At 65.5% G+C, this 13,284-nt stretch carries 7 protein-coding genes; 1 reads left to right on the plus strand and 6 read right to left on the minus strand.

Annotation, left to right across the window (positions count from 1 at the left end; genetic code table 11):
* Positions 1-8 precede the first annotated feature (8 nt).
* From ACOI2T_RS13075 to ACOI2T_RS13095, 5 genes are all read right to left on the minus strand, one after another.
* Positions 9-164 (minus strand): hypothetical protein, encoded by a 156-nt coding sequence (locus ACOI2T_RS13075; protein ID WP_110775351.1) that lies wholly within the window; start codon positions 162-164, stop codon positions 9-11.
* 162 nt (positions 165-326) lie between these two features.
* Positions 327-1,166, minus strand: a complete 840-nt coding sequence (locus ACOI2T_RS13080) for a ChuX/HutX family heme-like substrate-binding protein (RefSeq protein WP_409501527.1) — start codon at positions 1,164-1,166, stop codon at positions 327-329.
* Positions 1,156-2,889: a diflavin oxidoreductase gene (locus ACOI2T_RS13085; protein ID WP_409501528.1), complete on the minus strand. Its 1,734-nt coding sequence runs from the start codon at positions 2,887-2,889 to the stop codon at positions 1,156-1,158. The genes ACOI2T_RS13080 and ACOI2T_RS13085 overlap by 11 nt, the downstream gene beginning before the upstream one ends.
* A complete protein-coding gene (locus ACOI2T_RS13090; protein ID WP_409501529.1) occupies positions 2,886-8,402 on the minus strand; it encodes a glutamate synthase-related protein in 5,517 nt (1,838 codons plus the stop codon). Before ACOI2T_RS13090 ends, ACOI2T_RS13085 begins: the two co-directional genes overlap by 4 nt.
* 104 nt (positions 8,403-8,506) lie before the next feature.
* Complete coding sequence (locus tag ACOI2T_RS13095) at positions 8,507-9,661, minus strand: FAD-dependent monooxygenase (protein WP_409501899.1); 1,155 nt, start codon at positions 9,659-9,661, stop codon at positions 8,507-8,509.
* An 84-nt stretch (positions 9,662-9,745) separates the two neighbouring features.
* Here ACOI2T_RS13095 and ACOI2T_RS13100 point away from each other — a divergent pair, with 84 nt between their 5' ends.
* Complete coding sequence (locus ACOI2T_RS13100) at positions 9,746-10,306, plus strand: TetR/AcrR family transcriptional regulator (protein WP_409501530.1); 561 nt, start codon at positions 9,746-9,748, stop codon at positions 10,304-10,306.
* Here the strand turns inward: ACOI2T_RS13100 and ACOI2T_RS13105 are convergent.
* Entirely contained in the window at positions 10,303-13,167 is a 2,865-nt protein-coding gene (locus ACOI2T_RS13105; RefSeq protein WP_409501531.1) for an MMPL/RND family transporter, read from the minus strand. The two genes, ACOI2T_RS13100 and ACOI2T_RS13105, sit on opposite strands and share 4 nt — an antisense overlap.
* Positions 13,168-13,284: the final 117 nt, after the last annotated feature.

Consider the following 13,284-nt stretch of genomic DNA (forward strand, 5'->3'; position numbering starts at 1 on the left):
GGTCGGTACTAGAACCAGACCTTTCGACCGCCGACCGGGCGGCCGACTGCCCCGAGAATCCACAGGATGATGCCGATTACCACGAGGATTCCGCCGATGGTGTAGAGGATCGACAGGCTGGTGAAGTAACCGATCAGCAGGAGGATGATGCCGAGCACAATCACGGTAAATCCGATCGACGTAGGAACCTTACGGAACTGCCGAACGGAGGAATTGCCAGATCCGTCAAAACCCAAACATTCGAATTCGTAAGTCACCGTCACGAGCCATGTTGGGGGCGGCGGGCCAGGTGGCATCGGGTTGCTGGCCCACGGTGTGGCGCAGCACTACCCGTCACACGCCGGCAACGACGCCGCGATCGCTTCCCAGGCCTCGTGCAGGTGTTCGCACACGGCGCCGGTTTGGGTGATCACGGTGACGCACCGGTTGCTGTGGTCATAGAGCTCGATCGCCGAAGTCAGGCCCGTCGCACCGGATGCCTGGGTGACCCAGCATTCCGCGACATACGCCGGGTCCATCGCGTAGCGGCAGGCGCCGAAGATCACCGTGAAATGTGCACCCGCCGCATCGAACATCGCGGCACGGCCCCGATGCAGTTGTACGCATCCGCCTGCGGGCACGGCGATGGTGAACGGGAGGTCCATGTCGACGAGATGCGCGAGCAAGTGGGGTATCACTCGCGGATCGACCTGGCGCGCACCGGTGAACGGGAGTACCTGGTAGCGCTCCGGGGTCAGCGTATCGAGGTGGGTGAGCTGGTCGGTCTCGCTCCAGTTGACGGCCGACCAGTCGACGGCCTCAGCAGGTTCCGGTTCGTCAGCCGGCGCGAGCTCCAGGGCGCGGATGGCCAGTTCGTCGGACAGGGGAGTGAAATACGCTCGGTGGGTGCCGGTTTCACTGGCCAGCGTGAGGGCGCGGGGTGCGAGGTAGGTGTCGCGGATGAGGTCGGGATGCAGCCGCAGACCGATGTAGGCATCCCCGCAGCGCAGCGCTTCACCGGGTAGCGCCGGTGCCAGATACTCGCCGGTGTGGCTCAGCAGGGCGGCATCGTTGGCGGTGACGGCCACGACCGTGCCCAACGCGGGAAGCGATCGTGCGATGACGCCGCCGCCTGCCGAAAGGCGCTTCGCGGGGCAATTTTCGCAACGTCGGCCGTCAGTACACATCGCGTACGTACCGCTTCTCGCGCTTGAGGGTGTTGACGTACTCGTTGGCGTCGTCGACGCCGAGACCGCCGTGCTCCGCGACGATCTCGTGCAGCGCCTTGTCGACGTCCTTGGCCATGCGGGTCGCGTCGCCGCACACGTAGAAGTGCGCGCCGTCCTGCAGCCAGGCGAACAGTTCCTTGCCGTTCTCGCGCATCCGGGTCTGTACGTACACTTTGTCTGCCTGGTCGCGCGAAAAAGCCAGATCCAGCCGCGTGAGCAGACCCGAACCCTCCCAGGCGGTGAGCTCGTCGGAGTAGATGTAGTCGTGATCGCGATGCTGGTCGCCGAAGAACAGCCAGTTGCGCCCGGCGGCCGCGCGCTGTTCGCGCTCCTGCAGGAAGGCGCGGAACGGCGCGATACCCGTCCCAGGCCCGACCATGATCATCGGCACGTCGTCGGCCGGCACGCGAAAGGACTTGTTGGGCTGCAGGAAGATTCGCGCGCTCCCGCAGCGATCGGCCAAATATGTCGAGCACACGCCGCCGCGTTCACGGCCGCTGCGGTGGTAGCGAACACTGGCGACGGTCAGATGAATCCGATCCGGGTGGGCCAGTGAACTCGACGAAATCGAGTACGCGCGATGCTGCAACGGCTTCAACAGTGCGATGAACTCCTCGAGGCTGAGCGAATCGCCGCCGATACGCAGGATGTCCAGGATGTCCTTGCCGTAGAGCCAGCGTTCCAGGATCTCCTTGACCCCGCCGCGCAGGGCATGCGAGAACTCCTCGTTCTCGGCACGGCTCTCGACCTCGCTCAGCAGGTCCTTGGACGGCGTGCTGATCTCGTAGCGGTGGCCGAGCAGTTCGGCGAGCGGCGTGCCGTCAACGACGGTGTCGACCGACACCCGGAAATGCGCGCAGATGGCCTCGACGAGTGCCGGGCTGTTCTCCGGCACGACCGCCAGTGCGTCACCGGCTTCATAGCCGATACCGCTGTCGGCGAGTGCGAATTCGTAGTGCCGGATCTCTTTGGCCGAGCCGGATCCCGAAAGCACCCGGTTGACCGGGAGTTCGGCGAGGAACGGGTTCTTGCGGGTCCATCCGGACCGCGCGACCGTGCTGGGCGGAGGTGTGCCGGGAGTTCCGCTGGCCCCGGCCAGGGTGACGAGGGAACCGACCGCGCCCTGCACCCATTCGGCGGCGTGCGCCTCGTAGTCGACATCGCAGTCGGCGCGGCCGACGACCCGGCTGGCGCCGAGCTGCTCCAGCCGGGTGTCGATGAGCTTGCCCGCCTGGCAGAAACCGTCGTAGCTCGTGTCACCGAGCGCGAGCACGCCGTACGACACGCCCTCCAACCGCGGAGCTTGCGTCGAAGACAAAGCCTCCCAGAACAATTCGGCGTTGTCGGGCATTTCGCCCTCGCCGTACGTCGAGGTGATGATCAAGACGTAGCGCAACCCCACGAACTCGTCGAGTGCGATCTCGTCCAGGCCGCTCACCGTCACGTCGAAGCCTTGTGCCTTGGCGGCGGCTGCCGTGTCCGCCGCGACGGCCTCGGCGTTGCCGGTCTGCGTGCCGTAGAGGATCCGCAGTGGCGGGCGCGATGCGGTGCTGTCGACCGCCACGGGCGGAGGTGCGACATTCATCGCCAAGCGGGAGTGCAGCCCGGCGAGGAAGCCGGAGATCCAGGCGCGCTGATCCTCGTTGAAGGGGGCGTCTTCGGGGATGTAGGCGATCTTCATGCGCTCTTCACGTGGTCCGTTGGGGTGGAGGTGGCCGCGAAGGACGCCGCGATGACGGGCATCACCTGATGGGCGAACAATTCCTCGAACGAGGGCAGGCGGCCGATCTTGTCGATGTTCTTCGCGTCCTGGTGCATGATCCAGCCATACGTGCCCAAGCTGTCCGTCGACAGCACGTTGCGCTGTGCCAGTGCCTGCTTGTAGTCGGTGATGCGCTTGTTCGCGATCAGCACCGCGAGGTCTTCGTCGCTGAACGCGTCGATGGCCTCGCGCGCGTGCTTCTGCAGTTTCTGGATCAGGAAGAAATCCTCGGTGAGGACGAGGTTTCGCACCGCCTTGCCGACGCGCGGATCGGTCACCTCGGTCACGCCGGGCAGCCGCGTCAGCGCGAGCTGCTGGGCCATGTTGAGCACCGTGTAGGTGTTGAGCAGCGCGAACATCTCTTCGGTGTCGGTGTCGCCGTAACCGGGCACCGACCCGCCGAGGACAACCTGCTGATCGCGGTAGGAGCGCTTGAACTTGTGCACCTGAAAACCCGCGAGCGAGGATGCCAGCTCGTCGAGCAGTTCCTTGCGGGTCTTGGCGGCCAGGATCGCATCGGAATCCTGGTATTGCAGCAGTGCACGGGGCATCACATAGACGACGTGGCGCCGCGTCTTCTCCCAACCATCGAGCAGCAGTTGGGCTTTCACGGAACCTGTTGCCGCGGCATGCCATTCCAGCATCGTGCGGGCCGCGACCTCGTGGAACGGCGCCTCGGTGATCGGGGCGACGAGCGCGGAGTCCGCGCTGACCTTCGATGCCAGTTCGCCGGCCGGATCGTACTGGTAGAGGAAACCGCCGCTCATCCCGTTGGCGACGCCCTTGCCGAATCCGCCGATGTTGAACACCGCACCGTTGGTCATGTACTCGCACAGGAATTCGCCGACGCCCTCGACGACCGCGGTGGCGCCGGAGTTGCGGACCGCGAAGCGATCGCCTGCCTCACCTTCGACGAACAACCGGCCACCGGATGCGCCGAACAGGGCGAAGTTCCCGATGAGCACATTGCCGCCCGGCGCGGCCGTACCGCCGCCGGGTGAGCGGACGACGATGGTGCCGCCGCACGCACTCTTTCCGACTCCGTCGTTGCATGTTCCGGTGTGCCGCAGGGTCATCCCGTCGTTGCAGAACACGCCATAGCTCTGACCTGCCGAACCGGTCGTGGTGATGGTGACGCTGTCGGGCAGCAGGTAGCGCCGGCCGCGGTGGTCGGTCGCGATTGCCGATCCGGTGACCGGACCGTCGGCGCCGCCATGGTTGAGCAGGCGTTCGATGTCGATGGCGAGTTGTCCGCCGACGCTCTTGTTCTGGTTGGTCAGCTGCACCGGGGCCATGGCCACTCCGGCGAAGTTCAGCCGGCTCAAGAACATGTCGTCGACGGAGTAGTCCTTCTCCATGTAGATCGGCTCGTCGACCACGAACTCGTCGGCCACCGCGAGCATGGCACGCAGGTCGAGCCTGCCGATACTCGATGGGTGGTCGAGCAGGTGCAGCAGATCGCTGCGCCCTCGGGCGGCGCGCAGCGACGGCAGGCCGAGCGTAGCGAGGATTTCTCGGACCTCGTGGGAGATGTTGAGCAGATACTGCGCGAGCGCGCGCGGATCACCCTCGAACGCCTCGGCGTTCGTGGTCAGCCCCGCGGGGCACTTGATGTTGCAGTTCTTGGCCATGACGCACTTGAGCATCATGAGTGCGGTGGTGCCGAACTCGAAGCTGTCGGCACCCAGCAGCGCGGATTTCACCACGTCGCTCGCGGTTTGGTGGGCACCCGAACAGCGCAGCACCACCTTCTGACGGATACCGTTGACACACAGGGCCTGATGCACTTCGGCGATACCGATCTCGGCGGACCGGCCCGCGTACTTGAGGCTCGTGACGGCCGCCGCACCGGTGCCACCGGTGTTGCCCGCGACGTTGATGACGTCGGCGCCGGCTTTCGCGACGCCGACGGCGATGGTGCCGATGCCCTCCGACGACACGAGTTTGACGATCACCCGAACGCGGGCGGCCTTGCAGTCGTGGATGAGCTGGGCGAGATCCTCGATCGAGTACGTGTCGTGGTGCGGCGGCGGCGAGACGAGCTCGACGCCGGGCGTTCCGCCGCGCGCGGCCGCGATCTGCACGGTCACCTTCGGAGCCGGGAGTTGGCCGCCTTCACCGGGTTTGGCGCCCTGACCGATCTTGATTTCGAGTTCCCGCAACATCGGGTCGGCAAGATAACCCGCCCACACCCCGAAGCGTCCCGAGGCGAACTGTTTGATCCGAGATCCGCGGATGGTGCCGTAGCGGGTGATGTGCTCACCGCCCTCACCGCAGTTGGACAGACCGCCCACCATGTTGGTGCCGTGCGCGACGGCCTCATGGGCCTGGGCCACCAGCGCACCATGGCTCATGGCGCCCGATGCCAGAGTGGCGGTGATCTCGCTCGCGGGTTGCACCGATGACAGCGGGATCGAGTCGGGCGCCGTCCGGATGTTCGCGAGATAGTCGCCGGCCTCGCCGCTCGCCCGCAATCGCAGTCGGTCGCCGACGATCTCGCTCTCACCGATGTCGTCGCCGAACCGCTGCACGAGCGACTCCAGGAGCGCAGCGAGACGTTCGGGGCCGTGGTGCAGGCGCAGGGTGAACTCGTCACCTGCCTGGACACACGTCAGGCCGCGCACCTGGAAATCGTTGTTCCCGAACCGCGCGAATTGACCCATCTCCGAGCGGAACTCGTCGGCGGTGTGCACGAAGTTGACGTCGGCGGGCAGGGCCAGCACGTCGCGTAGCGCGGCGGGCCGACGCGTGCGCTCGGTGTTCATCGCGAACACGAAGTTGCGGTAGCCCGGCGTGATGTCGAAGCTGTTGATCGCCCGCGGGGTCAGCTCGTCGAAGCTGTTGTTGCGGTACGCGTCGTCGTCGAGGCCGAACGCACCTGCGAGCTGGTGCAGCGGCAGTCCGCGCAGGTATGCGGGGTCGGCCATGTCGGGGTTCTCCGGCCGGGCTTCGTCGCCGAAGGAGATGGACTCCTCGGTCATGTCGACGAATCCACGGACCGCCGTCGTCCCGTACGAGTGCCCCGCACCCTCGGCGCGTTCCTTGAACAGGCCGAGCAGCGGCACATCCTTCTCGCCGGTCACCGCGAGCGCGCGAGCGTGCCACTCGGCGACGGTGTCGGCCAGTGTCGCGAATCCGACCCCGGCGACGGGGGAGATGACATTGGGGAAGTAGCGGCGCAACACCGGGTCGCCCGTGTCGAGATAGCTGGGCTCGAAAAACTCACCGCCGATATAGCTTTCGGCTGTGCACAGGCCGACGCGGCCCATGGTCTTCATGAGCGACTTCTCAGCCGCCTTGGCGAAGCGCTTGAAGGCCGCCACGGTGCTCTCGTCGTCGGCTGTGCCGAACTTCTCCTCGGCACGCATCTGCACGGCCAGCGGATACACGGCCGACGCGCCGAACCCCAGCACCGTCGCGATGTGGTGCGACGAGCACACCTGACCGCTCTCGGCGATCACCGAAACCCGAAGCCGGAGCCCTTCTTCGATCAACCGCTGATTGATCGCGGACACGACGATGGTCAGGGGCATTGCCGCAAGACCGCTTTCGACGTGGCGGTCCGAGATCACCGCGATGCCGCCGGTCTCCCGTGCGAACGCTTCGACCTCGTCGCACAGCCCGTCGATGGCTTGCACGAGGGCCTTCGCGTTCGCGGCGGGATCGTGCAGGTCGACCAGGTACCGCATCCCGAAGCGCTGGACCGGTGTGTGCTGCTGGTCGCGGATCTTGAGCATGTCGAGGTGGGTGAGAATCGGTGAGGGCACGACGATCTGCGGTGCGGGTTTGGCGCCGCTGTTGGGCTTGGCGCCCAGCGCAACCCGTAGCGTCATGCCGTCGGCCTCGCGGATGCTGTCCAGCGGCGGGTTGGTCACCTGCGCGAATCGCTGCGAGAAGTACCGCGCGATACCGCCTTCGTGGTTGGACAGCGCATTGATCGCCGCGCCGTAGCCCATCGCCGAGATCTTTTCCTGGCCCGTCGCCAGCATCGGGTCCATCAGGAATTTGAAGCTCTCCTGATTGAGCGAGTACGCGACGTAGCGCTGATGGCGGTTGAGGTCGCCGTTGTAGCGGGCCGGCGAGAGTTGATTCTCGGGTGTCACTGCCGGCAGATCGCGCAGATCGATGCGCGCGGCGGCGAGCATCGCCGGGTAGTCGGCCTGCGCCGCAAGCTTTTCCAGTGCTTCGGTGGTGGAGTAGGACCGGCCCTCGGCGTGGTCGTAGTAGAGCATGCCGCCGGCCTCGATGCGCCCGCGCTTGATGACGTCTCGTGGCGGGAAGTAGACCTGGCCGGCCTCGGACATCACACCCAGATAGTCCGCGGTCTCGACGGTGCGCAACGGCCGCAGACCGAGCCGGTCCAGGCGTGCGCCGATGATCGTGCCGTCACCGAAGATGAGCGCGGCGGGGCCGTCGTTCTTCTCCTCGTAGAGGCTGAAGTACTCGAGCATCGCGCGCACCTGCGGCGACAACGTCGGGTCGTTCTCCCAGGCCGGCGGCATCATCGCGACGACAGCGGTCACGAGGTCGAGCCCGTCTTCGAGCACGCGGTTCTGCAGGGTCTGGTCCAGCCGACAGCTGTCGGACTGCCCGACCGGGCGGACGATCGCGCGATTGCGGGCGCGCGCGATGGCGTTGTCCGACAGGCGGTTTTTCTTGTCGGTGTTCAGTTCGCCGTTGTGGGCCATGAACCGGAACGGCTGTGCCATCATCGCGTTCGGCGCGGTGTTCGTCGAAAACCTGGTGTGGAAGAACATCGAGTGCACTTCCATGCGCGAATCGGTGAGATCGCTGAAGTACGGCACTACTTCGTTCGAGTTGAGCCGCCCCTTCAGCACCTGGGTGCGTGCGCTCAGCGATAGGGGGTAGAGCCCCAGCATCTCGGGCCGGGTGTAGGCGACCGCCTCGATCGCCATCAGCGCGTCGTGGATCTTGACGTCGGATATGGTGCCGGATTCGGGTACGAAAACCCACTGCCGGATGGGCAGCTGATACTTGATCGCCGCCGGGCGGATCGCCGAATTGTCCACGGGGACATCTCGTTTGACGAGAATGGCGAAACCTTGTGCGTGCAGCGCGTTCTCGATGACCGCTTCGGCCTCGGCGTGGAAAGCGGCATCGTTGGGCAAGAAGAAATTGCCGACGCCGAACTGCCCGGGCCGCAGGTCTGCGCGGCCGGTGAGATGGCTGAAGAACCGCAGCGACAGATCGAGGTTCACGCCGGCGCCGTCACCCACGCCTTCCGAGGACATTCCGCCGCGGTGGGGTACCGCGCACAGGGCCTCGTGCAGTTTGCGAATGACCTCGTGGGTCTGGACACCGTCCTTGCGGGTCAGGAAGCCGACGCCGCAGCTGCTCTTCTCCTGGTCCGGGTCATACAGGCCGTTCAGACGCGTTCTCCTCAACCCCCGCGCCGTGTGTACGGCGCCCATGGTGCGACAATGGGACTCTCGTCATTGAGCGTTCGAGCAGCTTAGCCTAACCTAAGTGTCGCCGAATCCCATGGGCGAGGGATCTTTATCACAGCCGCGAGCCGTCACGCGACCAACGCTGCGCTCTCGGCGTCATAGGTGTTGATGGCGACGCTGTCGAGTATCGCCTGAAGCTCGTCCGCCTGTTCCCGCGGCGTGAGATCGGTCGAGCGGTAGATGCGCCCGGCGGCGCGGGCCTGGCGGCGGACCTGGGCGGTACGCCCCATCCGCAATTCTTCATAGCGACGCAGCCGCGCCGCGACATCATCGGGCCGGGCGCCCCGCACGACCGTGGCCAATGTGATCGCATCCTCGATGGCCTGATTGGCGCCCTGGCCGAGGTGTGGTGTGACGGCGTGGGCGCTGTCGCCCAGCAGGGTGATCCGGTCTGAGGACCACCGGTCGAGCGGTTCGCGGTCATAGATTCCCCAGCGGAACGTGGAATCCATGGCGTCGATGATCGCCGACACGCGCGGATCCCAGCCGCGGTATGCGGCCGCCAGCTCGGAGACGTCGCCCGGCGCGGTCCAGGATTCGGCAACGGTCAGATTGGTCGGAACGAAGGCCACGATGTTGAGAAGCCGGCCGGCCGATACCGGATAAGCCAAAAAGCTCTGCCGCGGCCCGAGCCACATCGCGCTGGCGTCCAAATCGGCAATTCCGTGCAGTCGGTCGGCGGGGATCAGTCCGCGATAGGCCATGATGCCTTCGCTCACCGGTTCGGTGGCGCGAGTGACCGTTCCCTGCAGGCGGGAATGAATGCCGTCGGCGCCGACCAGCAGGTCGGCGTCGGCCGTTGTGCCGTCGGCGAATTCGACCTGCACCCCGTCACGGTGCTCGCGGGCGCCGACGCAGGATCGGCCCAGCTTCACTGCGTCGGGTGGCAGCGCGTCGGCGAGCGCCTTCTGGAACTCGCCGCGATGTAGGAACCACGTCCGCGCCGGGTCCCCGAACGACAGGGTCGAGGGCTCGCCGGCGACCGGCTCGGCTCGCCACGTGCGGAACTGATAGTGCGTCACCGGTCCGGCGATCTCCGCCAAAGTGCTCCCCATGCCGAGCCGCGTCAAGATCCGCGACCCGTTCGTCGCGATGGCGACGCCGGCGCCGAGCGCCTTGAGCTCGTGCGCCTGCTCGTACACGGTTGCGTCGATCCCGTTGGCGCGCAGGGCGATTGCAGCAGTAAGCCCGCCGATACCGGCGCCGACGACGGCCACCCTCAAACCGGACATGGGTCCTCCCAATTTCAAAAATGTACCGATCGATACATGATTGACTATAGATGTACCGATCGGTACGGTCAAGGGATGGCCCGCACCCCTGATCCCGCCAAACGTGAGGAGTTGTTGCAGGCGGTCGTCGGCTACCTCGAGGAGCGCGGGATCGGTGACATGTCACTGGCTCCCATGGCGCAGGCGCTGGGCACGAGCAAGCGCATGCTGCTGTACTACTTCGGCGATCGCGCCGAGTTGCTGGCGCAGGCGCTCGACGCGAGCCGCCCGCGGCTGGGGGAGATGTTCCACGACGTCACCACGCCGACTGAATTCGTCGAAGCCGCAAGGAACTTGTGGCGCGAGCTGACCCGCGGTGCGGAGCATCGCAGTGTGCGCCTTCTGCTGCAGGTTCTCAGCCTGGCCGTCACGGATCCCGAGACCTATGGCCCGTCCGCCCGGGATGCCGTCGACGTGATGGTCGAGCCGATCTCCCTGGCGCTGCGCGCAATCGGCTACGGCGACGAGGCGGCGGCGCGCGCGACGCTGGTGGTCTCGGGTTTACGCGGGTTGTGCCAGGACGCCCTGGTCACGAAGGACCGCTCACGCGTCGACGCCGCTGCCGGACTCCTGATCGCCGCTGCGGTCGCGCGTTAGGTCCCCGACCGCTCCAACGCCCGCGCCACCACACCATGTGCCGGCCGGGTGCGCACGAGCTGTGGCCACCAGAACCAGCGGCCCATCAAAGCCGCGATGGACGGTGTCATGAACGAGCGGATCACCAACGTGTCGAACAGCAGACCGAGGCCGATCGTCGACCCGACCTGCGCGACCACGGTCATCTCGCTGACCACCATCGACATCATGGTGAACGCGAACACCAGACCGGCGGCCGTCACGACCGAACCACTGCCGCCCATGGCCCGGATGATGCCGGTGTTGATGCCTGCCGACAGTTCCTCTTTGAGCCGCGCCACCAGCAACAGGTTGTAATCGGCACCCACGGCCAACAGCACGATGACGGCCATGGCCATGACCATGAAGTGCAATTCGATCCCTAATATGTGCTGCCACACCAGAATCGACAAACCGAACGACGCGCCGAGCGACACCAGCACGGTACCGACGATCACTGCCGCCGCCACGACGCTGCGGGTGATGATCAGCATGATGATGAAGATCAGGCACAGTGCGGAGATGCCGGCGATGATGAGGTCGTAGTTGTTGCCTTCCTGCATGTCCTTGAAGGCCGCGGCGGTGCCGCCCACGTAGATCTTGGACCCCTCCCACGGGGTGTTCTTCAAGGCTTCCTTGGCCGCCAGCTTGATCTGGTCGATGAGCTTGATGCCGTCCGGCGTCAGCGGGTCACCCTCGTGAGAGATGATGAACCGCACCGCTTTTCCGTCGGGGGAGATGAAGCTCTTCATACCGCGCTTGAAGTCGGCGTTGTTGAAGATCTCGGGTGGCAGGTAGAACGTGTCGTCGTTCTTGGCGTCGTTGAACGCCTTACCCATCGCCGTCTGGTTCTCCGACATCGCGGCTTGCTGATCCTGCAGACCCTTCTGGGTCTGATGCATCGTCAGCATCATGGTTTTCATCGTCTTCATGGTCTCGATCTGCGGCCGCATCATCGACGCCATCTGAGGCATCAACTCGGCCAGCTTGTCCATGTCGGGGAGCAACTGCTCAACGCTCTCGGTCATGGTGTCGATACCGTCGAGGCCGTCGAACACCGACCGCATCGCCTGGCACATCGGGATGTTGAAGCAGTGCGGTTCCCAGTACAGGTAGTTGCGCAGCGGTCGGAGGAAGTCGTCGAAATTCGCGATCTGGTCGCGCAGTTCCTTGATGTCTTCGACCATCGTGTGGGTTTTGCCCACCATGCTCAGCGTGATCGCCGACATCTGCTCCATCTGCCCGATCATCTGGTCCATGAGCTCGATGGTCTTCTGCATCTCGTCGGCCTGCAGCAGCATGTCGTTCGCGCGGTCCAGCTGATACTTGCGGTTCATCGTCTGGTTGACCCCGCCCATGCTCATCTGCGCCGGGATCGTGCTGAACTCGAGGGGCTCGCCCTGCGGACGCGTGATCGCCTGAACGCTTCCGATTCCGGGCACGCCGAACACGGCTTTGGCGATCTTGTCGATCACCAGGAAGTCGGCCGAGTTACGAACGTCGTGGTCGGTCTCGATGAGCAGCAACTCGGGGTTCATCTTGGCCGGTGAGAAATGCCGCTCGGCGGCCGCGAAGCCTTCCTGGGCGGGCAGGTTGTCGGGCAGGTAATTGCGGTCGTTGTAGTTGGTGCGATAGCCGGGCAGCGTGAGCAGCCCGATCAGCGACAACAGGATGGTGGCCAACAGGACCGGTCCCGGCCAGCGGACCACGAACGCGCCCAGCCGTCGCCAACCGCGGATCCGCATGGCGCGGCGGGGTTCGAGGACTTTGCCGAACCGGCTGGCCACGGTGATCACCGCGGGCCCCAGCGTCAGCGCCGCGACCACGGCGACCACCATGCCGACCGCCATCGGGATGCCGAGGGTCTGGAAATAGGGCAGCCGGGTGAAATGCAGACACAGTGTCGCGCCGGCGATCGTCATGCCCGAGCCCAGCACCACGTGCGCGGTGCCGTGGAACATCGTGTAGTACGACTGCTCGCGATCCTCACCTACGGTTCGCGCTTCCTGGTATCGGCCGATCAGGAATATCGCGTAGTCGGTCGAAGCCGCGATCGCGAGTGTCACGAGGAGCTGGGTGGCGAACGTCGACAGGCCGATGAACTCGTAGTAGCCGAGGAAGGCCACCACACCGCGCGCTGCCTGCAGGCAGACCACCACCATGAACAGCGTGAGGAGCACGGTGATGATCGACCGGTACACCAGCAGCAGCATCGTGATGATCACCGCGAACGTGACCATCTCGATGATGCGCACGCTGCGGTCGCCTGCGAGCTGCTGATCGTTGGCGAGCGCCGAGCCGCCCGTCACGAAAACCTTGACGCCTGGCGGCGGTTGCAGGCTCTTGACGAGGTCCTGAACGGCCTGCACCGACTCGTTGGCCAGGGTCTCGCCCATGTTGCCCGCGAGATAGACCTGTACATAGGCCGCTTTGCCGTCGTTGCTCTGCGCCCCGGCCTCCGTCAGCGGGTCGCCCCAGAAGTCCTGGATGTGCTCGACGTGCTTGGTGTCGGCCTCGAGCTTGTCGATCATGTCGTTGTAGAACAGGTGCGCATCGTCGCCGAGCGGCTGTTCGCCTTCGAGCACGATCATCGCCGAGCTGTCGGACTTGAACTCCTCGAACACCTCGCCGACGCGTTTCATCGCGATCATCGACGGCGCGTCGTCGGGGCTCATCGACACCGACCGCATCTGGCCGACGACTTCGAGCTGGGGCACCGAGACGCTCAGGACGGCGACGAGCGCGATCCAGCCGACGATGATCGGAATGGCGAGCCGGCGGATCCACCGGGCGATCCCGGTGTGCTTATCGCGCGCAGCGGGACTGTCGGTGGAATCGGCCATCAGGAACCCTTGGTGGTCGGTCGGAGTCTCGCGCGGCAGTCATGCGAGTACGCGTTCGTGATTTCCGACATAGTAGACGCCGCGACGGGCCGGCCGGACTCCCTCCCTCGCGGGACC

Source organism: Mycolicibacterium wolinskyi str. Jessa 2025 (assembly GCF_049241375.1).
Lineage (GTDB): Bacteria > Actinomycetota > Actinomycetes > Mycobacteriales > Mycobacteriaceae > Mycobacterium > Mycobacterium wolinskyi.

What these genes read in the sequence shown, in the direction of transcription:
- ACOI2T_RS13080 (WP_409501527.1), bottom strand. Translation starts at nt 1,166, where the DNA reads ATGTGTACTGACGGCCGACGTTGCGAAAATTGCCCCGCGAAGCGCCTT.
- ACOI2T_RS13090 (WP_409501529.1), bottom strand. Translation starts at nt 8,402, where the DNA reads ATGGGCGCCGTACACACGGCGCGGGGGTTGAGGAGAACGCGTCTGAAC.
- ACOI2T_RS13085 (WP_409501528.1), bottom strand. Translation starts at nt 2,889, where the DNA reads ATGAAGATCGCCTACATCCCCGAAGACGCCCCCTTCAACGAGGATCAG.
- ACOI2T_RS13100 (WP_409501530.1), top strand. Translation starts at nt 9,746, where the DNA reads ATGGCCCGCACCCCTGATCCCGCCAAACGTGAGGAGTTGTTGCAGGCG.
- ACOI2T_RS13105 (WP_409501531.1), bottom strand. Translation starts at nt 13,167, where the DNA reads ATGGCCGATTCCACCGACAGTCCCGCTGCGCGCGATAAGCACACCGGG.